Origin of the sequence: Thiothrix litoralis (assembly GCF_017901135.1) — a bacterium.
GTDB lineage: Bacteria > Pseudomonadota > Gammaproteobacteria > Thiotrichales > Thiotrichaceae > Thiothrix > Thiothrix litoralis.
Genome location: NZ_CP072801.1, coordinates 1,793,193 through 1,813,771, shown reverse-complemented (window position 1 = coordinate 1,813,771; position 20,579 = coordinate 1,793,193). Strand labels below are relative to the sequence as shown.

At 53.7% G+C, this 20,579-nt stretch carries 18 protein-coding genes and 1 pseudogene; 12 read left to right on the top strand and 7 right to left on the bottom strand.

Annotation, left to right across the window (positions count from 1 at the left end; all coding sequences use genetic code 11):
• Nucleotides 1-330: 330 nt before the first annotated feature.
• Complete coding sequence (gene hemN, locus J9253_RS08750) at nt 331-1,716, top strand: oxygen-independent coproporphyrinogen III oxidase (protein WP_210224217.1); 1,386 nt, start codon at nt 331-333, stop codon at nt 1,714-1,716.
• Nucleotides 1,717-1,745: 29 nt separating this feature from the next.
• Here hemN and fnr read toward each other — a convergent pair whose 3' ends face one another.
• The gene (gene fnr, locus J9253_RS08745) at nt 1,746-2,498 is read right to left on the bottom strand and encodes a fumarate/nitrate reduction transcriptional regulator Fnr (protein ID WP_210224216.1); all 753 of its coding nucleotides are present in this window, start codon (nt 2,496-2,498) and stop codon (nt 1,746-1,748) included.
• Between the two features lie 214 nt (nt 2,499-2,712).
• On the opposite strand from fnr, the gene pssA reads away from it, so the two are divergent.
• The 4 genes and pseudogenes from pssA to J9253_RS08730 all read left to right on the top strand — a co-directional run bounded on the left by pssA (nt 2,713) and on the right by J9253_RS08730 (nt 5,456).
• On the top strand, nt 2,713-3,486 hold the full coding sequence (gene pssA, locus J9253_RS08740; protein ID WP_210224215.1) for a CDP-diacylglycerol--serine O-phosphatidyltransferase: 774 nt from the start codon (nt 2,713-2,715) through the stop codon (nt 3,484-3,486).
• Nucleotides 3,487-3,591: 105 nt separating this feature from the next.
• A complete protein-coding gene (locus J9253_RS21145) occupies nt 3,592-3,717 on the top strand; it encodes a hypothetical protein (protein ID WP_266097382.1) in 126 nt (41 codons plus the stop codon).
• A 366-nt stretch (nt 3,718-4,083) separates the two neighbouring features.
• Nucleotides 4,084-4,287 (top strand): annotated as a pseudogene (gene tnpA, locus J9253_RS08735) (IS200/IS605 family transposase); the annotation flags it as partial.
• A 245-nt stretch (nt 4,288-4,532) separates the two neighbouring features.
• Nucleotides 4,533-5,456: an SPFH domain-containing protein gene (locus J9253_RS08730; protein WP_210224214.1), complete on the top strand. Its 924-nt coding sequence runs from the start codon at nt 4,533-4,535 to the stop codon at nt 5,454-5,456.
• Between the two features lie 13 nt (nt 5,457-5,469).
• On the opposite strand, the gene J9253_RS21140 is transcribed toward J9253_RS08730, so the two are convergent.
• Both J9253_RS21140 and J9253_RS21135 read right to left on the bottom strand, forming a co-directional pair.
• On the bottom strand, nt 5,470-5,727 hold the full coding sequence (locus J9253_RS21140; RefSeq protein ID WP_266097381.1) for a transposase: 258 nt from the start codon (nt 5,725-5,727) through the stop codon (nt 5,470-5,472).
• A 59-nt stretch (nt 5,728-5,786) separates the two neighbouring features.
• Complete coding sequence (locus J9253_RS21135) at nt 5,787-5,954, bottom strand: hypothetical protein (RefSeq protein ID WP_266097380.1); 168 nt, start codon at nt 5,952-5,954, stop codon at nt 5,787-5,789.
• 195 nt (nt 5,955-6,149) lie between these two features.
• Between J9253_RS21135 and J9253_RS08720 the strand changes: the two genes are divergently transcribed.
• The 5 genes from J9253_RS08720 (at nt 6,150) to folK (ending at nt 10,833) form a co-directional block, all read left to right on the top strand.
• The gene (locus J9253_RS08720) at nt 6,150-7,700 is read left to right on the top strand and encodes a 2-isopropylmalate synthase (RefSeq protein WP_210224213.1); all 1,551 of its coding nucleotides are present in this window, start codon (nt 6,150-6,152) and stop codon (nt 7,698-7,700) included.
• A 60-nt stretch (nt 7,701-7,760) separates the two neighbouring features.
• Nucleotides 7,761-8,441 carry a uracil-DNA glycosylase gene (locus J9253_RS08715; protein ID WP_228291549.1) on the top strand — a complete coding sequence of 227 codons (681 nt, stop codon included), beginning with the start codon at nt 7,761-7,763 and terminating at the stop codon, nt 8,439-8,441.
• Nucleotides 8,422-8,892 carry a ribosomal protein S18-alanine N-acetyltransferase gene (rimI, locus tag J9253_RS08710; protein WP_210224212.1) on the top strand — a complete coding sequence of 157 codons (471 nt, stop codon included), beginning with the start codon at nt 8,422-8,424 and terminating at the stop codon, nt 8,890-8,892. Before J9253_RS08715 ends, rimI begins: the two co-directional genes overlap by 20 nt.
• Nucleotides 8,893-9,013: 121 nt before the next feature.
• Nucleotides 9,014-10,345 carry a polynucleotide adenylyltransferase PcnB gene (gene pcnB, locus J9253_RS08705; RefSeq protein WP_210224211.1) on the top strand — a complete coding sequence of 444 codons (1,332 nt, stop codon included), beginning with the start codon at nt 9,014-9,016 and terminating at the stop codon, nt 10,343-10,345.
• The gene (gene folK, locus J9253_RS08700) at nt 10,342-10,833 is read left to right on the top strand and encodes a 2-amino-4-hydroxy-6-hydroxymethyldihydropteridine diphosphokinase (protein ID WP_210224210.1); all 492 of its coding nucleotides are present in this window, start codon (nt 10,342-10,344) and stop codon (nt 10,831-10,833) included. The genes pcnB and folK overlap by 4 nt, the downstream gene beginning before the upstream one ends.
• Here folK and J9253_RS08695 read toward each other — a convergent pair.
• Nucleotides 10,818-13,958, bottom strand: a complete 3,141-nt coding sequence (locus J9253_RS08695) for an efflux RND transporter permease subunit (RefSeq protein WP_210224209.1) — start codon at nt 13,956-13,958, stop codon at nt 10,818-10,820. The two genes, folK and J9253_RS08695, sit on opposite strands and share 16 nt — an antisense overlap.
• Before the next feature lie 143 nt (nt 13,959-14,101).
• Here J9253_RS08695 and J9253_RS08690 point away from each other — a divergent pair, with 143 nt between their 5' ends.
• On the top strand, nt 14,102-15,253 hold the full coding sequence (locus tag J9253_RS08690; protein ID WP_210224208.1) for an RNA-guided endonuclease InsQ/TnpB family protein: 1,152 nt from the start codon (nt 14,102-14,104) through the stop codon (nt 15,251-15,253).
• Nucleotides 15,254-15,288: 35 nt separating this feature from the next.
• Here J9253_RS08690 and J9253_RS08685 read toward each other — a convergent pair whose 3' ends face one another.
• Both J9253_RS08685 and J9253_RS08680 read right to left on the bottom strand, forming a co-directional pair.
• Nucleotides 15,289-16,362 (bottom strand): efflux RND transporter periplasmic adaptor subunit, encoded by a 1,074-nt coding sequence (locus tag J9253_RS08685; protein ID WP_210224207.1) that lies wholly within the window; start codon nt 16,360-16,362, stop codon nt 15,289-15,291.
• A gap of 5 nt (nt 16,363-16,367) precedes the next feature.
• Nucleotides 16,368-17,003, bottom strand: coding sequence for a TetR/AcrR family transcriptional regulator (locus J9253_RS08680; protein WP_210224206.1), 636 nt, complete (start codon nt 17,001-17,003; stop codon nt 16,368-16,370).
• Between the two features lie 115 nt (nt 17,004-17,118).
• Here J9253_RS08680 and J9253_RS08675 point away from each other — a divergent pair, with 115 nt between their 5' ends.
• Nucleotides 17,119-17,469 carry a YajD family HNH nuclease gene (locus J9253_RS08675; RefSeq protein WP_210224205.1) on the top strand — a complete coding sequence of 117 codons (351 nt, stop codon included), beginning with the start codon at nt 17,119-17,121 and terminating at the stop codon, nt 17,467-17,469.
• Between the two features lie 38 nt (nt 17,470-17,507).
• Here J9253_RS08675 and J9253_RS08670 read toward each other — a convergent pair whose 3' ends face one another.
• Nucleotides 17,508-20,567, bottom strand: a complete 3,060-nt coding sequence (locus J9253_RS08670; RefSeq protein ID WP_210224204.1) for an efflux RND transporter permease subunit — start codon at nt 20,565-20,567, stop codon at nt 17,508-17,510.
• Nucleotides 20,568-20,579 lie beyond the last annotated feature (12 nt).

The window sequence follows — 20,579 nt, the reverse complement described above, 5'->3', positions numbered from 1 at the left end:
AATTTTTCTCCTTGGTGGATACTTCGAGCGGTATCGTAAGGCTGTAAATTTACCAAGCCACCAAAAAGAAGGCTCTCCAAAGAGGAGAGCCAAGTGCTTTAGGGTATGTAGAGCGTTGAAAATTGCTGATGCCGAGGAGGTAACGAACATCAGTCTCAGCAACCTTCGAGAGTTATTACACCTGTTTTCTATGTGGTTTACAATGTGTCCACTTTCGGTTTCTTGATACAAGTCAATTTAGTTTACTGTTTTGTTTCAAGTGCTTGTAATTGGTGATCGGATACGGCATTTATGCATACTGCCTGAGCTTGGGCAGATAAAGAGGTTGGTATGAGTACAGTACAGTTCGATGCAGAGTTGATTCGTCGTTATGATACGGCGGGGCCGCGTTACACGTCTTATCCGACGGCTGTTGCATTTGGGCCTTTTACTGAAGACGAGTACAAGGCGCACGCTTACATGAGCAACGAAGACCCGATTCCGCTGCCCTTGTCGCTGTATTTTCATATCCCGTTTTGCGACACCGTTTGTTTCTATTGTGCTTGCAACAAGGTGGTCACCAAAGACCACAGCAAGTCCGTGACATATCTGGAATACCTGTTCCGTGAAATCGAGATGCAGGCGAAATTGTATGACCGTGATCGTACCGTAGAGCAGTTGCACTGGGGTGGTGGCACACCCACCTTCCTCAACCACGATGAAATGCGGGCGTTGATGGAAAAGACCCGCGAACATTTTTCCCTGCATATCACCGATGAGGGCGATTATTCCATCGAGATTGACCCGCGTTCGGTGACACCGGAAACCATTGGGGTGTTGCGTGAAATCGGTTTTAATCGCTTCAGTCTGGGCGTGCAGGATGTGAATGAGCGGGTGCAGGCTGCGGTTAACCGTATCCAGCCGATTGAGCAGACCTTGGCGATTATTGAGGCTTGCCGGGCGCAGGGGGCGAAATCCATCAGCGTGGATTTGATTTACGGTTTGCCTTTCCAGAGTGTTGAAAGCTTCCGCGAGACGCTGGATACGATTATTACGCTGTCGCCAGACCGTATTTCGGTATTCAATTATGCGCACATGCCGAACCTGTTCAAGCCGCAACGGCGGATTAACGAGGTTGACTTGCCTTCCCCCGAAACCAAGCTGCAAATCATGCAACTGGCGGTGGAACACCTGACGTCAGCCGGTTACGAATACATTGGTATGGATCATTTTGCCAAGCCGGATGATGAGCTGGCGATTGCCCAGCGTAACGGGACTTTGCACCGTAATTTCCAAGGTTATACCACTCATGCGGATTGCGATTTGGTGGCGATGGGGGTGAGTTCGATCAGCAGTGTGGCGGAATCTTACAGCCAGAATGCCAAGAATCTGGATGATTACTACGCAGCCATTGATGCCGGGCATTTGCCGGTGATCAAAGGTTTGACGCTGGATGATGATGATGTGTTGCGGCGTTTTATTATTCAGCAACTGGCTTGCCATTTTATGCTGGATTTCACGCAGGTTGAGCGACTGTTCAAGCTGGCGTTTGCGGATTATTTTGAGCGTGAGCTGGCGATGTTGGGAACCATGACGGGTGATGATCTATTGCGGTTTACGGATACGGGGCTGGATGTAACGCCGCGTGGCCGTTTCCTGATCCGCAATATTTGCATGGTGTTTGATGTCAGCTTGCGGAAACAGGGTGTGCAACAACGTTTCTCGCGGGTAATTTAGGCTGAGGGAGGGCGTATGGCAATACGCCCCTACAGCACGTCGCTCGCTGGGCGGCAGGTGTGATGTGCCAGTTGTTTCAGGCGGTTCATGTCGTCGATTTTGACGAGGCGGTGTTGTACCGCAATGATTTTTTCTTCCTGCAAGCGGGAGAACATGCGGCTGAGGGTTTCGACTGCCATGCCGAGGTAGTTGGCAAGGTCGTGGCGTGCCATCGGCAGGTTGAACTCGGCAGGCGAGAAACCGCGTTCTTGGTTACGTTCTGACAGGCTGGATAAGAAGGTGGCAAGACGTTCTTCGGTACGCATTTGCCCCAGCGTCAACAACAGCATTTGTTCACGCTCAATTTCTGTGCCGATCTGGCGCATCATTTGCCCGCGCATAATGGGGAGCTTGCCGCATAAGTCCTGAAAGTTATCCATGCTCAGTTCACACACTAGGGTGTCGTCGAGCGCTTGGGCGTCGCAGGTATGGCGGTCGCGGGCAAACGCATCAAACCCTAATAGGTCGCCGGGCAGATAGAAACCGAGGATTTGTTCTTCACCATCCGGGGTAGAAAGGGATGTTTTGATTGCCCCGGCTTTGACAGCGAAGATGGCCTGTTGGGTGTCGTCACGGTGGAACAGGTAATCTTTTTTCTTGATTTTCACTGTTTTGTTGATGGAGTTTTCCAGCAATTCCAGTTCGTCACGGTTAAGGCCGCGCGGCAGGCACAGGTCACTCAAGCTACAATTGTGGCAAGCGATGGCTGATTTTTTGGCGCTGTGTAACGGAACTGTCTTCATATGTGGCTCTCTCGAATCACCTAAATGTATGTTTTTTTGATGTAAATCAAACTGCTGTGAGCATATTCGTCCTAGACTTGTGATTGTACACGTTTATTTTCATTAGTATAGGAGAATAGGCTGTCGAACGGATTCTACAGAAACACATTTCACTTTCACCTAATGCTGGCTACTATGTGCGGAATACCTATAGCAGTAAGCGGGATGAATTTAAGTGGAAGAACAACAACCGGAACTCAAAGCCCCACCACGTAAGGGCATTTACCTATTACCTAATCTACTTACCACGGGCGCGATGTTCGGCGGTTTTTATGCTGTGGTCGCAGCCATGCAGGGCAAGTTTGAAGCGGCAGCAGTGGCAGTTTTCATTGCCATGATTCTGGATGGTCTGGATGGGCGGGTTGCTCGTATGACCAATACTCAAACCGAATTCGGTGCGCAATACGACAGTCTGGCTGATTTGATTTCCTTTGGCGTTGCGCCGGGTTTGGTGATGTACCAGTGGGCATTGGTGCATTTGCAATCGGCTGGCGTTGCTTGGGGCAAGGCTGGCTGGCTGGCGGCGTTTGTATACGTGGCGTGCGCGGCGTTGCGCTTGGCGCGTTTCAATACCCAGATTGGCAAAGTGGACAAGCGCTTTTTCGTGGGCTTGCCAAGCCCTGCTGCCGCCGCCGTGATGGTGGGGATGGTGTGGGTCTTCCACGATATGGAAGTGGCCGGTGGTAATGTACAAATACCTGCCTTGATTCTCACCTTGGCAGTGGGTCTGTTGATGGTCAGCAATATCAGTTTCTACAGTTTCAAGGATGTTGACCTGCGAAACCGCGTACCGTTTTTGGCCGTTCTGGTGATGGTGCTGGGGTTTGCTTTGACCACGATTGATCCGCCCAAGGTGTTGTTCGGGGTTTTCCTGTCGTATGCGTTGTCGGGGCCGGTGTGGTGGGTGTGGCGGCGTTATCGCAAGTTCCAGCGTCGTAAAGCGCAATAAATCCGTTTACCCATAGATCATTGCGTCAATGTATAATTAATACTGAAGTCATCGCCTTCTGTGCGTGTGGCCTCGAATGCCAGGAGGCTGTCTTTGGTACGTTTGATGCCAATCGCGCAGATAATGGTCGAGGTGCTGCTGCTGCTGCTGCTGCTGCCGCTGGGGCAAGCAATGCTGGATGAGGTGACGGCAAGGTTTACCCCTGTGGGGGTGATTTGCAGTTTGGCTTGAGGGTCATTGGAGCTTATGGAAAGTGAACTGCTGCCCGATGCTGTGCTTGCTCCCTCCGCAAAAGTGAGGGAGGTTATGGGTTCAATAGCGGCTATCACTACCTTGGGTATAGTTAGCTTAAGTGTTTGGGTATCGCCTGCCACTACAGTCGTACTGACTGCAATCAAGCCAAGTACAAAGTGAACTCGGTACATAGGGGAAGTCCTTTTGTTCTGACTTCCTTAGACTAATCAAATGACCATCACTTGTCCCGTTTGCCACGATTAGCGGCATCATCCTCTAGTTTTGCATCAGCGTATAAGTAATATTCGTAGTGTAATCGCCGTAAGCAATCATTCCCCTAATGAAGAAGGCGTTGCGCGAATCGTTATGCGCCGGATCAAGGGACGCAGTTCGGCGAAACTGTTTGAGAGTTTCCCGGATTTGAAGAAGCGTTACTGGGGAAGGCACTTTTGGGCACGTGGTTACTTCTGTGTCACCTCAGGGGAAGTGACTGAAGAAATGATCAGGGAATATTTAGAGCACCATTTTGAGCCAAAAATAGATGATAACTTTAGGACAAAAGCCTAAACGGGTCTATTTGACCCGTATCAGGACTTTAGTCCATTCAGACTAACCCTTCAGCTTTAGCTGATGGTTGTTGAGTTAATCAGCATAAAATTAAGGTGAAATTTCTCCCTAACTGTTGGATATGATAAACAAGTTCTATTTGTTTGGCTAGACTTTTGATAAAATCTTGTTATCATTATCTGATTGATAAATAATCAATCAACATCCCTTGAATGATTAAAAATAATACACAAGGTGTTATCGTTATGATTAGTAATTTCTATTATGAATTCTTGCTGCTGGGCTTGGTGAGTACACTCTTGCTACTGCTGTACGTATTGTATGTCCGTGTTCCTGTGGATGCCGCGTATTTGCGGACAGGTTTGGGTAAGCCCAAGGTGTTACTCGGTAGGGGCGGCTTTGTGTTTCCCTTCCTGCACACGCTGACGCCGGTCAACCTGCAAACATACAGCCTTGAATTGTGCTTGCAGGGCGCGAATTCCTTGATCAGCAAAGACTTGCTGCGTGTCGATGTGTTAATGGTCTTTAGTGTCAGGGTGGCTGCGCAAGTCAACAGCGTCCAATTAGCAGCACGGGTGTTGGGTGAAATCAATTTGCAACGGGATACGATAAAATCTTTGCTGGAAGCCGAAGGCACAGCAGTATTGCGTGGCACTGCGGCGATGATGTCATTTAACACGGTGCACCAGCAACGCCATGATTTTACAGAAACGGTTAACCGTCGTCTCAACCTGCAATTACGGAAATATGGGCTGGAAGTGGTGTCGACGGCTTTGATGAAGGTGGAACAAACCCCTAAAAGCTATTATGACCCTCAGCAAGTGCTGGATGCACAAGGCTTGATGCTGCTGGAAAAAGCCCAGTTTGCCTACGCCAAACAACGTCAGGTACAGCGTTGGGATGCTGAGTTGTCTGCTCGACGGCATGACTTTCATTCAGCCGTGCAGCGTATGGTGTGGGAGCGTGACGAATTTTCAGCGCGTTTGCAGCATATCCGTTTCAAAGCTGAAGCCGATGCTAAAGCCGAGCAAGAATTAGAAGAAATCCAGTTAGCGAAAGACATGGCGCTTGAAATGGTACAGCGGGACGTGCAACTCATGCGTATCCAAACCGAACAAGAGTTAGCTGCTGCGCAAACCGTCATACCGTTAAAACTGGTCAGTGCTTGACATCCTCCCCACCCTAAAGGATGAAGATTCCTCCGGCGAGACGGCTATGCCCAGCCGCGAGAATGTTGCGGGCTGCATTGACATCTCTGTCGTGCAGCGTGCCACAGTCGGCACACATCCATTCCCTTATTCCAAGCCCTGCTCTACCTTTCGGACTGTTGACGGAAAGACTGCCGCAACACGAACACGTCTGGGTACTGTACGCTTCGTTGACTTCTGCAAACACCACTGACCGCGCCATCGCTTTGTATTTCAGTTGTGTTTTCAACATGAACCAGCCTGCATCCAAGACGCTTTTGATTCGCGCGTTGGGTTTTGCCGAGCTTCACTTCAATATTTCGGTAACGCTGCTGGCGTTCCAATACCGTAGCCATCGCTACAGGTGGCCGTGGTTTTTAACCCAAGGTCAATACCAATCGCGGTTTGGCTTTGATTCGTGGCAACCTCAACCTGCACCACGACATTGAAATACCAACGTCCCCGCGCATCCCCGCGCATCTTCGGAAAACGAGCCGGAACGGAAGGCGTATTGTGACAAGCATATCCTCGCCCTGAAGAACGAGGTTTTACGCGATTACTGATAAATTCCTACGCCCCACACGGCAACACGCGCTATTATTACCCCCACTTTCAAATTGTTGACTCACTGCTTGCCCGGTAAAGCCCGTGCAGCGGTGTTTTGGAGCAGGAATCATGTCTAAGCAGCGTTTAATCATTTTTGATACCACTTTGCGCGATGGCGAGCAAAGCCCCGGCGCATCCATGACGCAGGAAGAAAAAATCCGCATTGCCTTGATGCTGGAAAAAATGCGGGTGGATGTCATCGAAGGTGGCTTCCCTATTGCCAGTGTCGGCGACTTCGAGTCAGTTAGAGCTATTGCCCGTCTTGTCAAAGACAGCACTGTCTGTGGCCTTGCTCGTGCCTTGGAAAAAGACATTGACCGGGCGGCAGAAGCGATCAAGCCCGCCAATTCCGGGCGTATCCACACGTTCATCGCCACCTCTCCGATCCACATGCAGAACAAGCTGCGTATGACGCCGGATCAGGTGGTCGAGCAAGCGGTGTTTGCGGTGAAACGGGCGCGGAACTACACCGATGATGTGGAATTTTCTTGCGAAGATGCCGGGCGTTCCGAATTCGATTTCCTTTGCCGGGTGATCGAAGCAGCGATTGCTGCCGGGGCGCGTACCATCAATATTCCTGACACGGTTGGCTACCAGATTCCATCCGTATTTGGCGATATGGTGGGGCGTTTGATCACCACTATTCCGAATGCTGACCAAGCCATTTTCTCGGTGCATTGCCACAACGACCTAGGTTTGGCGGTAGGCAATTCCTTGGCGGCGGTCATGCAAGGCGCCCGTCAGGTCGAATGCACCATCAACGGTCTGGGCGAACGTGCCGGTAATGCCTCCCTCGAAGAAGTGGTGATGGCGATTCGGGTGCGCCCTGACGTATTCCCAGTCGAAACCCGTATCGACGCTACCCACATTGTGCCAACCTCACGGCTGGTTTCCAGCGTTACCGGCTTTCCGGTGCAGCCGAACAAGGCCATTGTTGGCGCGAATGCGTTTGCCCACGAATCCGGCATTCATCAGGATGGCGTGTTGAAACACCGCGAAACCTACGAAATCATGCGGGCGCAAGATGTGGGCTGGAGCGACAACAAGATCGTACTCGGCAAGCATTCCGGTCGTAACGCCTTCAAGACCCGCTTGCAGGAACTCAATATCGAGTTTAAGTCCGAAGAAGAACTCAATGCCGCCTTTTCGCGCTTCAAGGACTTGGCAGACCGCAAGCACGACATCTTCGACGAAGACTTGATGGTATTGATGATGGATACCCGTTCGGCCGAGGATGAGGTGGCCTATGAACTGATTTCCTTGCATGTCTGCTCAACCACGGGCGAAGCACCAGAAGCCCGCGTGACCCTGAAAGTTCACGACACAGAACATACTGCGACGGCTATTGGTGGCGGGCCAGTCGATGCGGTCTATAAAGCGATCGAAAGCATCGTCGGCGAAAGCGCCAGCCTCGCACTGTATTCCGTCAACAATATCACCAGCGGCACAGATGCGCAGGGTGAAGTGACGGTACGGCTGGAAAAGGGCGGGCGCATTATCCACGGCCACGGGGCGGATACCGACATCGTGATTGCCTCTGCCAAAGCCTATGTGGATGCGTGGAACAAGCTCGCCGGTCAGTCACTGCGCGAACATCCGCAGCACCATCAGGGAGTGTAAGCACGGGTGGATGTGCAGGTACGTAATCGCTACATGCAGGCAATGGGGATCCCGGTGTGGATGCCAAAAGATAGTAGGGTGCAGGAAGAGGTGAGGGAGGTGCAGGAGGTTGTCCCTGACATAAAACGGCCTCTTCCCTCGCCAATACCTGTTTCTTTCGACTGTTCCTACATGGACTGGCAACAACTCCGCACCGCAGTCCAATCCTGTACCCGTTGCGACATCAGCAAAGTCCGTACCCAGACTGTGTTCGGCACGGGCAATCAGCAAGCACCTTGGATGGTAATTGGTGAAGCCCCCGGTGCGGAAGAAGACCGCCAAGGCGAGCCTTTCGTCGGCAAGGCCGGGCAGTTGCTCAACAATATGCTGCTAGCGATCGGGATGCCGCGTGAAACGGTTTACATCGCCAATGTCCTCAAGTGCCGCCCGCCCAATAACCGCGACCCGAAGCCGGACGAGGCTACTCATTGCCGGGGCTATCTGGAACGCCAGATTGAGCTGGTGAACCCGTCGCTGATTTTGGTGGTAGGCCGTATTGCTGCCCAAAACCTGTTACAGACGACGGAGCCGCTGGCACGTTTGCGCGGTAAGCAGCATCGCGCCCCTGTGAGTGGCACGCCGGTTGTCGTGACGTATCACCCTGCTTATCTGTTGCGCCAGCCTGCTGACAAACGTAAGGCGTGGCAGGATTTATTGTTTGCCCGTGAAGTTTCTAGCCAATATGTCCCAACATCACACTGATCCTGATTTTCTGCCACTGCGCCCGATGACCTCAGACGATGTAACGACAGTCATGGCGCTGGAGGCTCGTGCTTACCCGTTCCCGTGGACAGCCGCGATTTTTCTGGACTGCCTCAAGCACGGTCATTCGGGCTGGGTTTATGAACAGGAGGGGCAATTGCAGGGGTATGCCATGATGATGTTCGTGCTGGATGAGATGCACCTGCTGAATCTTTGTATTGCCCCCGAAAGCCAAGGCCAAGGCTTGGGTAGCCGTCTGTTGAAAACCTTGGAACGCATTGCGCGTACTGCCAAGGCTGAAACCTGTTTTCTGGAAGTGCGTCAGTCCAATTTTTCCGCTATCCGTCTGTATTTGAACACAGGTTTTAACGAAGTGGGTATCCGCAAAGGCTATTATCCAGCCGCCATTGGGCGTGAAGATGCCATCGTCATGGCAAAAACCTTGTTCTGATCTTTCGTAAAAAATCTCCAATAGGATAGGTATTCATGTGCGGTAGTAGTATTATTACCACTTTTATGGTGGGAGTTTAAGCGATAGTGTGTGTAAAACGGAATTTGCAGGGTCAATCGAGATGTTAAGTCACGAGGATGCTGCTGCGCACGTACCTTCCGCCGTGCATCATATACCCCCCGATAAAGTCTGTGGTCGTGCTAAAGATGTGATCCGGCGCTTGCAAAAGGCGGGCTACGAAGCCTATCTGGTGGGTGGTTGTGTGCGCGATTTGCTGTTGGGGATTACCCCGAAAGACTTTGATATTGCTACCAGCGCCCGCCCGGAAGAAATCCGCCGCTTGTTTAATTCCTGCCGTTTGATCGGGCGACGTTTCCGCTTGGCGCATATTTATTACGGGCGTGATTATCTGGAAGTCGCTACGTTCCGTGCCCCACATGATGACAGCGATGCGGGCGGCAAGGTCAATGACGAAGGCCGCATTACCCACGATAACGTTTACGGCACACTCGATGAAGATGTGTGGCGGCGTGATTTCACCATCAATGCGTTGTTTTACAACCCGATCAGTGGCGAGTTGCTGGATTTTGTGGGTGGTTTGGAAGATTTGCGCCACGGTCAAATCCGTCTGATTGGCGACCCGGAAATGCGTTTCCGCGAAGACCCGGTGCGCTTGCTCCGCGCTATCCGCTTTGCTGCTAAATTAGGGTTTGCGATCGAGGAAGACACCCGTGAACCAATGACTTCACTGGCAATTTTGCTGGAAGGGGTGTCGTCGGCGCGTTTGTTCGACGAAATCATCAAGTTATTGCACAGCGGCGATGGCCTGAATACGTTCCGTCTGCTGCGTGAATACGATATGTTGCAACACTTGCTGCCGTTGACGGCCGAGAGCATTGAGGAAGACAGCAGCGGTAATTTCGAGCGCATGGTGGAATTGTCGTTAGGCAATACCGATCAGCGTTTGCGTGAAGGCAAATCAGTCATGCCGGGGTTCTTGTACGCCGTGCTGTTGTGGCACAAGGTGAACTTGGCGGCACTGGCCTTACAGACCGAGGGAGCGCCGGAACTACAGGCGCTGAATGAAGCGGCTACCGATGCTTTGCGTGATCAAGTCGATTTCACTGCTGTACCGCGCCGTTTTAGCAATATTACCCGCGAAATCTGGGCGTTGCAGGCGCGTTTCCGCTACCGTGATTTACGTCGTGCTTCGGCGTTGGTGGGGAATGTGCGTTTCCGGGCGGCTTATGACTTCCTGTGCCTGCGTGCCGAGGCTGGCGAGCCAGTGAAGGAAGACGCTGAATGGTGGACGACCTTCCAGTTTGCCACGCAGGAAGAGCGTGAAGTGCTGTGTCGGGATTCCGCCGATAAAAAAGGTGGCCTGCGCCGCCGTAAAAAGCGCAAGAAAAGCACAGGCAGTAGCAAAGCTGCGCCACCACCGTCTGCGGAATGAAGGCTGTGATTTGTTATATCGGCTTGGGCAGTAATCTGGGCGATTCTGTCGCCAATCTGCATTCTGCCATTGCGCAACTTGCGGCGGCTGATGGGGTGGAATTGCGTGGCGTGTCGCGCTTTTTCACCAGCAAACCGATGGGGCCGCAAGACCAGCCGGATTATGTGAATGCCGTCGTTTGTGTCCACACCGATCTGTCTGCCCATGCTTTGCTGGAAGCCCTGTTTGTGGTGGAACGGGCGCATGGGCGGGTACGTGATGCTGGTTTACGTTGGGGTGCGCGAACGCTTGATCTGGATTTGCTGTTATACGGCGATGCAGTGATCGCAACACCCGATTTACACGTACCGCATCCGGGTATCGCTGAACGTTCTTTTGTGTTGCTGCCGCTGGCCGATCTTGCGCCGCATCGGGTGTTCCCAGATGGGCGCAACTTGCAGGATTGTCTAGCAGCCTTGCCCTGCGATGACCTTTACCCGTTGGCTTGAGTTTCTCCGCTAAAGGCTTGGCGGCCTTGCGTCATTTTAAACCACACCGTATACACTGCTGGCAAAAATAACAGCGTCAGCAGTGTTGCCACCAGTAATCCCCCCATAATCGCCACCGCCATCGGTCCAAAAAATACGCTTTTCGACAAGGGAATCATGGCGAGAATAGCCGCTAACGCCGTTAGCATGATCGGACGGAAACGCCGTACCGCTGCTTCGATCACGGCTTCGCGTGGGATATGCCCTTCAGTAATATTACGTTCAATTTGGTCTACCAGAATCACCGAGTTGCGCATAATCATGCCCGATAGTGCAATCGTCCCCAACATAGCCACGAACCCAAAGGGGCGGTCAAACAGCAGCAGGAATAGCGTGACCCCGATCAGGCCAAACGGTGCAGTTAGTACTACCATGATCACCCGCTGGAAACTCTGGAGCTGGATCATCAACAAGGTCAACACCACTACAATGAACAACGGGAAACCTGCACCGATGGATTCGTTGCCTTTGGCGCTTTCCTCGACGGCTCCGCCCGTTGCCAGCTTATAGCCCAAGGGTAGCTTGGCGCGGATGTCACCGAGCCGTGATTCGACTTCCGTCGTTACGGTGGGGGCTTGAATTTTGCTGTAAATATCTCCGCGCACCGTGATGGTTCGAGTGCGGTTGCGGTGCCAGATAATGCCTTCTTCCTGCTCGTAGTCGATTTTCGCCAGTTGCGACAACGGCACAGTTTTGCCCGTTGAAGTCGGCACATTCAACCCGGCAAGGCGTGACAGCATGTCACGTTCGCCTGCCACGCCGCGTAACAAAATGGGGATGGTTTGATCCTGTTCGCGGAATTCGCCAATCGGTGTGCCGCTCAAGGTGCTTTGCAACAACTGTGACAAGGCCGATTGGGTTACGCCGAGGCTGATGGCTTTGGCAGTATCCAGTTTGAGGCGGATGGCTTTGCTGCGTTCGTTCCAGTCCAGATGCACATTGACCAGATGTGGATTGCCTCGCATCACCGTTGCCACTTGCTCAGCCAGTTCGCGCAGTTGCCACAAGTCCTCACCCGACACGCGGAATTGTACCGGGTAGCCAACCGGCGGGCCATTTTCGAGGCGGATCACGCGCCCGCGTGCCAGACTGAAATCCGGGTTGGTATCCAGTAGCGTAATCAGTTTGCTGCGCAAGGCTTCACGGTCAGCAATGCTGTTGGTGGTAATCACGAATTGCGCAAAGCTCGCGGCAGGTAATTGCTGATCCAGTGGCAGGTAGAAACGTGGTGAACCGTTGCCTACATACGCCACAAAATTCTCAAGGTGTTCTTTTTGGGTATTCAGGTACTCTTCCAGCTTGTCCACTTCGGTTTGGGTGGCTTGCAGGGAAGAGCCTTCCGGCAGTTTCAGGTCAACAATCAATTCCATCCGAGTGGAGTCCGGGAAGAACTGTTGCTGCACAAACTGAAACATGAACAGCGACCCGGCGAAGGTGGCAATCGTCAAGAAAATCACCGTTAGCGGATAGCCCACGCAGGCTTTGATCAGACCCCGAAACCAGCGGTAAAAGCCTTCCGCCAGATGATGCTGGAAATCCAGAAAGGGTTTTAGCAGGCGTGAAATAGCGCCTGTTTTTTTCACCGTGGGGTCGTGTGGCACATGATCTGGCAGCAACTTAAACCCCAGATACGGGATGACAATGACTGCCGCAAACCACGAAATCACCAGTGCAATGGTGACGACCTGAAAGATCGAGCGGGTAAATTCCCCGACCGACGATTGAGCGGTGGCAATCGGTAAAAAGCCTGCGGCGGTGACGAGCGTGCCGGTTAGCATTGGAATCGCGGTGGTGGTGTAGGCAAAACTGGCGGCTTTTACCCTGTCCCAGCCTTCTTCCATTTTCACCACCATCATTTCAATGGCAATGATCGCGTCATCCACCAGTAGCCCCAACGCCAGCACCAGCGAACCCAATGAGATTTTGTGCAGGCCAATGTCAAACAAATGCATGGCGAAAAACGTGCCTGCCAACACCAGCGGAATGGAAAGTGCCACCACCGTGCCTGCCCGCATCCCCAAGCTGATGAAACTCACCGCCAACACGATGATGATGGCTTCAAACACCACTTGCAGGAATTCCCCCACCGAACGTTTCACGGCGGAAGGTTGATCGTTGACGCGGTGCAATTCCATGCCGACCGGCAGTTGGCTTTCGATGCGCACCAAGGCTTCATCCAGTGATTTGCCCAGCGCGATAATGTCGCCGCCTTTGCGCATGGAAACACCAATGCCCAGCGCCTCGGTTCCCTCATAACGGAAGGTGGAGTGCGCTGGGTCAGCGTATCCACGCTTGACTTCCGCGACTTCGCGCAAGCGCAGGGTGCGGTTGCCGATATTGATGGGCAGGTTGCGGATATCTTCCAGATTGCTGAAAGCACCTTCGGGGCGCACGTAAATACGGTCGGATGCGGTGTTGTAAGCGCCCACGGCGGCGATGCCATTTTGTGCCTGCAAGACATCGACCAGTTGCTGCACGCTGAAGCCAAGGTTTGCCAGCTTGCTGTTGGAAAGCTCGATAGTGACACGTTCGCTTTGTTCGCCAATGCTGAGTATTTTGGCAACATCCTTGACCAGCAACAGCTCCTTGCGGATGTTGTCGGCTGTATCACGCAATTGCGCAAAGTTAAAACCGTCACCTGTCAGGGCGAACACATTGCCGTAAGTTTCCCCGAATTCATCGTTGAATACGGGACCGATCACCCCTTGTGGCAGGGTGCTGCTCATGTCGCCGACGCGTTTGCGGATGTCGTAAAACATGCCTGCCATGGCGCTTGAGGGGGAATTATCTTTGGCAATCACGAAAATATTGGCTTCACCGGGGCGTGAAAAGCTACGCACCACGTCAACATAGGCCGTTTCGATAATGGTTTTTTCCACGCGCTCAGTGACTTGTGTTTCCATTTCTTCGGCAGTTGCCCCCGGCCAGTAGGCTTGCACCAGCATGACCTTGAAGGTAAATGGCGGGTCTTCCGATTGCCCCAGCTTGCTGTAGCCGAAAATACCCAAGCCTAGCGTCAGGATCATCAAATACAGCACGAAATTGCGGTGACGTAATGCCCATTCGGACAGGTTAAAACCTTTCATCCATCTTGCGCGAGATACCCCGTCCTTCAGGTCGGGGAGGGATAGCGCGTCGGCGGAGCCGACCCTGTTCTCGCTCCTCTTTTCGTTTACGCTATTTTGGTTAAACAGGCACAACGAACACGGCATGGACTACACTGTGAGTCATGCCAACGAAACGCGCCTACAAATTCCGGTTTTACCCAGACCTGCAACAAGAAAAGTTGCTGGCGCAGACGTTTGGTTGTGTGCGTTACGTGTACAACAGCATTTTGCGTTACCGCACGGATGCTTACGATCAGGCTCAGGAAAAGGTCAGTTACCTGGGTGCTAATGCGCGATTGACCGCCATCAAACAATGGCCTGAGCTGCTTTTCTTGAATGAAGTCTCCAGTGTTCCGCTGCAACAATGCTTGCGGAACCAACAAACCGCGTTCAAGAACTTTTTTGAGGGCAGGGCAAAATACCCTGTCTTCAAATCCAAAAAGCACCGACAGTCGGTAGAATTTACTTACCGTGCTTTTACATTCCGCAACGGTGAATTGAAGCTGGCTAAGTGCGCTGCGCCGCTGGACATTCGATGGAGCCAGCCACTTCCTGCTGCCCCGACCACTGTCACCGTGTCCAAAGATCAGGCCGGACGCTATTTCGTGTCTTGCTTGTGTGAATTTGAACCCACGCTGTTGCCCGTCACCGACAAAAAGGTGGGCATTGACGTGGGCATCAAGGATTTGTTCGTCACTAGCGACGGCTTCAAGTCCGGCAATCCCGGCCACACCGCCCAACACGCGGCTAAACTGGCGAAATACCAACGCCGTCTTGCCAAGAAGAAATTTGGCAGCAAGAATCGGCTGAAAGCTAAACGCAACGTTGCCCGTGTTCACGCGAAGATTTCCGATTGCCGGTCGGACAACTTGCACAAGCTGTCCCGCAAACTGATTAACGAGAACCAAGTGGTTTGCGCTGAAAACCTCGCCGTGAAAAACATGATTAAACACCCAACATTAGCCAAGCACATTGCCGATGCGAGTTGGGGGGAATTCACCCGCCAGCTTGAATACAAAGCCCACTGGGCAGGCAGGACGTATGTCGAAATCGACCGTTTCTTCCCTTCCAGCAAACGCTGTAACGGCTGCGGGTTCGTGAAAGCAAACATGCCGCTGGACGTGCGGTCTTGGGAATGCCCGGAATGTGGCGCAACCCACGACCGTGACGTGAATGCAGCACGTAACATTTTAGCCGCCGGACTGGCGGTGTTAGCCTTTGGAGAGAATGTTAGCGGTGATGGCATTTCGGTGTCGTTGTCCTGTTCTCGATGAATTAGGAATCCCCTTCCTTTAGGGAGGGGAGGAAGTCAAGAAGCCTCCGCACCGTCATAAGGAACGGGGTTGATGACTTGCCCAGCACTGAGTTTGTGGACACCGGCAGCAATCACTTTTGTACCTGGTTGCAGGCCAGTCACGGTGACGCCGCTTTCGTGGTAAGCGAGCACTTTGATGGGAAGTAATTGCACTTGCTGGTCAGTATTCACCACCCATACGGCAGTTTGCTGGCCTTGCTGGAACAGGGCGGAGGCAGGCAACCAGTGGCTGGCTTCGGTGGTCGTGCTGACCAGACTGACATCTGCCGTGACCCCCAAGCGTAAATCGGCTGGCGGGTTGAGCAAACTTATTTTGACCAGAAAGCTACGGGTGGTATCGGTGGCGGGGGAAATTTCACGTACCTTGCCCTGAAATACGGTGTCGGGTTGTGACCAGAGTTTGATGTCGGTCAGTGCGCCGGTTTGCAGGGTTTGAGCGGTGGCTTCGCCCACACGGATATGGATGTCGCGTTCGCCTGCGTAAGCAATGTGGGCGGCGGGGGTTCCGGCGGCGATGACTTGCCCCGCTTCAATATTAACTTGGGTAATGATGCCGGGTTGCTCGGCGCGGAGTTCGGTATAGCTTGCTTGATTGCCGCTCAGTTTGAGCTGGGCTTTGGCAGAGGCAACTTTGGCGGCAGCGGCATCATGCGCGGCTTGGGCGCTATCCAGTGAGGCTTGCCCGATGAATTGCTTGCGGCGCAATGTGCTGACGCGTGCCAGCTCGGTTTTGGCTTGGGTGAAATCGGCTTCCGCCGCAGCGAGGCTGGCGCGGGCGGTGTTGATATTGAGGTTTAAATCGGTGGTGTCGAGGCTGGCGAGCACTTGCCCGGCTTTGACGCTATCACCGGGGTCAACCTTGCGGGTAATGACTTTGCCACTCACCCGGAAGGCAAGGTCGGCTTCCTCGCGTGCTTTGGTTTCGCCGGAATAGGTGACGCCATTGCGGGTAGTGGCTTGGTCGCTGACTGTCCAGACTTGCGCGGGGCGGATCACGGTTGCCGGTATTTCGGGTTCTTTACATGCGCCTAGTGTGAGTAACAGCAGGAGTGGAATGATTTTTTTCATTGCAGTCAGTCCTTTGAGGTGAGTGAGCCGCGCCACAGGGCGTGCAGGGCTGCTTCCAGCATGTCGAGGTAGTCATTGTTGCCAGTGGATAGTAAGGAACGCTCTTGCATGAGCTCTTTCAACGGGGTAGGGCGCAGTAATTGCCATAAGCCCAGCATCAGGGCGTAGCTTTGCATCATCAACGGCTGGTTTGCTTGCGGAAAATGGCGTTGCAGCGCGGTGACCACTTGGTTCAGATGGGTGTAGGTGCGTTCTTCAAACGCGTAAGCGATTTCCAGTGGTATTTGCCGTTCCAGTAAGCCGTGACAGAGTGTCGCGAGTGGCAGGAAAGCGGGCGTATCCATCAGAAACTGACGGTTGATATTGAACATGCTGTCCAACGACATCGGTTTGTCTTGTAGGGCGCGTTGTGTCATCCGCTGGAAAAACGTGCCGACATGGCGCTCGTGAATGCCGAGGAACAACTCTTCCTTGCTGCGGAAATACAGGTAAACTGTGCCTTTGGCGAGCCCCGCCGCGCTGGCAATTTCTGCTACATTGGAGGTGCGCTCAGGCTGTGAAAGCCAAAGTTGTTCGGCAGCATCAAGGATCGCTTCGCGGCGCTGCTCCTTGTCTTCGGGGTTGGTGGCACGGATTTGCATATAAATGACTGCTGGTCAGTTGTTTGTAACGAGTGTAAATGACTCGCGGTCAGTTGTCGAGTTTCAGCGCCAAAATCGTATACAATAAACCCATCATCATTGTTAGGGGAAAACCATGAATCCAGATCACGCCAAAATTGTCCTGAATGCCCGCAAAAACGCGGATGAACGCGCCAAAGGCTACCGCGAACAAGCCTTGAAACTGTACCCGTGGATTTGTGGGCGTTGCGCCCGCGAATTCAGCCATGCCAACTTGCGTGAATTGACCGTGCACCACCGCGACCACAACCACGACAATAACCCGCAGGATGGCAGTAATTGGGAATTGCTGTGCCTGTATTGCCACGACAACGAACACCAGAAGCAGATCGAAGCGGAACATGGTGGTTCAGCAGGTACGAAAGGGCCAGCCGCAGCGACCCACAACCCGTTTGCGGATTTGAAGGCGCGGATGGGGAAGAAGTGAAGAGGTGAGGCGTGGGTCGGGCTTTAGCCCGACAAACCCTACGCCGTCTTCGCCATCCCAAACAGCCGCCGAATCCCTTTCAGCACATCATCCACAAACGTAAACACCACTGGCACGACCAACAAACTCAGCAAGGTCGACGCAATCAGCCCGCCAATCAGCACAATCGCCATCGGTGCACGGAAGCTGGGGTCAGCGCCCAACCCCAGCGCGGTCGGCATCATCCCCGCGCCCATTGCAATCGTGGTCATCACAATTGGCCTTGCGCGTTTGTGGCAAGCATCCACCAGTGCATCAAAGCGCCCCAACCCATGTTCATGCAGCCCCAGCATGGCGTAATCCACCAGCAAGATCGAGTTCTTGGTCACAATCCCCATCAGCATCAGCAAGCCAATTACCGATGGCATCGACAGGCTATTGCCCGTGACCAGCAAGGCCAGCAATGCCCCGCCCAGCGACAAGGGCAGCGCCGCTAGAATCGTCAACGGTTGCAGGAAGTCGTGCAGCAACAACACCAGCACGATGTAAATACAGATGATCCCGATCAGCATTGCCGTACCGAAACTGCCGAACAATTCCCCCATGGTTTCCGCATCGCCGATATTCTGGCGTTTAACCCCAGCGGGCAGGTTTTGCAGTGAGGGGAGCTTATCCGCTTCGGCGATCACCTCGCCCAAGCTGCGCCCGTTGAGTTCCACATCCAGTGTCACGTTTTGCTTGCGGTCGAAACGGTCGATTTGCGCTGCGCCGCTGCCCATGCGCACCTCGGCGACATTGGCAAGGTTGACCATGCCTTTGCTGCCAGGAATTTTGATCTGGCGGATTTGATCCAAATCTTCGCGGAAGGATTTATCCAGCCGTACCCGGATCGGAATCTGGCGTTGTGGCAAGTTCAGCTTGGGCAATTGCGCGGAAAAATCCCCGCTGGTGGCCATCTGGATGGTGCTGGACAAGGCTTGCGCGGTAATGCCCGCATTCGCCGCCCGCGCATAGTTGGGGATAATCTGGATTTCCGGGCGTTGCAAGCTGGAACTGGACGACAAATTGCCGATACCTTTCAGGGTACGCAAGTCGCGGGTGACGGCATTGGACGCTGTTTTCAAGGCTTGCGCATCATCGCTGGCCAGAACAATTTGCATCTTTTCGCCGCCTAGCCCGACCGTTACCCGTGCGCCCGGCAAGGCTTGCAGGCGTTGGCGGATGTCAGCTTCGATAGCGCCTTGCTTGCGGCTGCGTTCGTGGCGGTTTTTCAGCACCATGCTCAGGGTGGCTTTGCGCACGTCGGCACTTGCCCCCATCGCAAATGGGCCACCGTCGCCACTGAAATAGCCGACTGTGGTAAATACGCGGGTAATTTCCGGCACGTCTGCCAGCAAATGGCGAGCTTGTTCTGCGACGGCGTAGGTTTCATCGAGGTTGCTGCCCGGTTGCAATTCGAGTTTGGCGGCGGTTTGCACCCCGTCATCTGCCGGGATAAAGCCTGTGGGTAAGAGCGGGATAATGGCCAGCGAGGCCGCAAACAAGCCAAGCGCGGCTACCAGCGTGATCAGGCGATGGCGTAAACACCAGCGTGCTAGCCGCAGGTAGTGGCGCATAATGAAGCCATCTTTAGCGTTGGGCTGGGGGTGCGCTTTCATGATGTAAGCCGCCATCATCGGCGTGAGCAGCCGCGCCACGATCAGCGAGAAGAAAATCGCCACCGCTGCGGTAATGCCGAACGGTTCAAAGAATTTCCCCGGTATCCCGCCCATGAAAGCGGTCGGCAGGAATACGGCAATCAGTGTAAACGTGGTGGCAATGACCGCGAGGCCGATTTCGTCGGCGGCTTCCATCGCGGCTTGATAAGGCGTTTTGCCCATGCGCAAGTGGCGTTCGATGTTTTCCACTTCTACAATCGCGTCATCGACCAAAACCCCGACTACCAGCGCCATTGCCAGCAAGGTCAGCAGGTTGAGGGAATAGCCGAAATAGTGCATCACCGCAAAGGTGGGGATGATGGCCAGCGGCAGCGCCGCCGCCGACACCAGCGTTGCCCGCCAGTCACGCAGGAAAATGAAAACCACCAGAATCGCGAGGGCAGCACCTTCATACAGCAAGAGCATTGAACCGTCGTAGTTTTCCTGCACCGGGGTCACGGTGTCGAAGGCTTCTTCAAAAGTGACTTGCGGGTAAGCGGTTTTGAGCTGTGCAATAGTAGCGCGAGCCGCTGCTGCAACCGCCACTTCGCTTGCGCCCTTAGTGCGGGTGACTTGAAAGCCGATGACAGGTTTGCCATCCAGCAAGGCATAGGTGGAACGTTCGGCGGCAGTGTCGTTGATTTGCGCAATCTGGTTAAGGCGCACCTGTCGCCCATCGGAGAGGGGAATATCGAGCGTAGCGATTTCATCCGCCGTTTGCACCGCAGCAAGGGTGCGGATCGACTGGATATTGCCGCCCACATCGCCGCGCCCGCCGGAGGCATCCTGTTGCACTTGCAGCAATTGCCGGGAAATATCGCTGGCGGTAACGCCCAAGCCGCTCATACGGGTGGGGTCGAGGTTGACCTGCACTTCGCGGTCAACGCCGCCGAGTCGTGATACCCGCCCGACGCCTTTGGTGGCCAGCAATTCCTTGGTGACTTCATTGTCCACAAACCATGACAAGCCTTGCTCGTCCAGCTTGTCGGAAGCAACCGTCACGGTCAGGATAGGGCTGCCAGTGGTGCTGATTTTGGATACCACCGGGTCAGTCATGGCGGCAGGCAAGGTAGCGCGGATGGTATCAACCGCGTTACGCACTTCGTTTTGCGCGACCTCGTTGTCTTTGTCGATGGTGAATTCGACGCTGACCACTGCCATGCCGTCGGTGAGGTTGGCGTAAATGTGCTTGATGCCGCTCAAACTGGCGACGGCATTTTCCACCTTACGCGCCACCTCGGTTTCCAATTGCGTAGGGGATGCACCCTCTAACGCCATGCTGACCGTGATAATGGGCAATTCAATATCCGGGAATTGCTGGATACCCAATGACTTGAAACCGCCAATGCCCAAGAAGGTCAGCAGCGCGAACAGCAGAATCGCGGGAACAGGGTTGCGGATCGACCAAGCAGAGACGTTCATGTTCAGCTCCCG

What these genes read in the sequence shown, in the direction of transcription:
- hemN (WP_210224217.1), top strand. Translation starts at nt 331, where the DNA reads ATGAGTACAGTACAGTTCGATGCAGAGTTGATTCGTCGTTATGATACG.
- fnr (WP_210224216.1), bottom strand. Translation starts at nt 2,498, where the DNA reads ATGAAGACAGTTCCGTTACACAGCGCCAAAAAATCAGCCATCGCTTGC.
- J9253_RS21145 (WP_266097382.1), top strand. Translation starts at nt 3,592, where the DNA reads ATGCCAATCGCGCAGATAATGGTCGAGGTGCTGCTGCTGCTGCTGCTG.
- J9253_RS08730 (WP_210224214.1), top strand. Translation starts at nt 4,533, where the DNA reads ATGATTAGTAATTTCTATTATGAATTCTTGCTGCTGGGCTTGGTGAGT.
- J9253_RS21140 (WP_266097381.1), bottom strand. Translation starts at nt 5,727, where the DNA reads ATGTTGAAAACACAACTGAAATACAAAGCGATGGCGCGGTCAGTGGTG.
- J9253_RS21135 (WP_266097380.1), bottom strand. Translation starts at nt 5,954, where the DNA reads ATGCGCGGGGATGCGCGGGGACGTTGGTATTTCAATGTCGTGGTGCAG.
- J9253_RS08720 (WP_210224213.1), top strand. Translation starts at nt 6,150, where the DNA reads ATGTCTAAGCAGCGTTTAATCATTTTTGATACCACTTTGCGCGATGGC.
- J9253_RS08715 (WP_228291549.1), top strand. Translation starts at nt 7,761, where the DNA reads ATGCCAAAAGATAGTAGGGTGCAGGAAGAGGTGAGGGAGGTGCAGGAG.
- rimI (WP_210224212.1), top strand. Translation starts at nt 8,422, where the DNA reads ATGTCCCAACATCACACTGATCCTGATTTTCTGCCACTGCGCCCGATG.
- pcnB (WP_210224211.1), top strand. Translation starts at nt 9,014, where the DNA reads ATGTTAAGTCACGAGGATGCTGCTGCGCACGTACCTTCCGCCGTGCAT.
- folK (WP_210224210.1), top strand. Translation starts at nt 10,342, where the DNA reads ATGAAGGCTGTGATTTGTTATATCGGCTTGGGCAGTAATCTGGGCGAT.
- J9253_RS08695 (WP_210224209.1), bottom strand. Translation starts at nt 13,958, where the DNA reads ATGAAAGGTTTTAACCTGTCCGAATGGGCATTACGTCACCGCAATTTC.
- J9253_RS08690 (WP_210224208.1), top strand. Translation starts at nt 14,102, where the DNA reads ATGCCAACGAAACGCGCCTACAAATTCCGGTTTTACCCAGACCTGCAA.
- J9253_RS08685 (WP_210224207.1), bottom strand. Translation starts at nt 16,362, where the DNA reads ATGAAAAAAATCATTCCACTCCTGCTGTTACTCACACTAGGCGCATGT.
- J9253_RS08680 (WP_210224206.1), bottom strand. Translation starts at nt 17,003, where the DNA reads ATGCAAATCCGTGCCACCAACCCCGAAGACAAGGAGCAGCGCCGCGAA.
- J9253_RS08675 (WP_210224205.1), top strand. Translation starts at nt 17,119, where the DNA reads ATGAATCCAGATCACGCCAAAATTGTCCTGAATGCCCGCAAAAACGCG.
- J9253_RS08670 (WP_210224204.1), bottom strand. Translation starts at nt 20,567, where the DNA reads ATGAACGTCTCTGCTTGGTCGATCCGCAACCCTGTTCCCGCGATTCTG.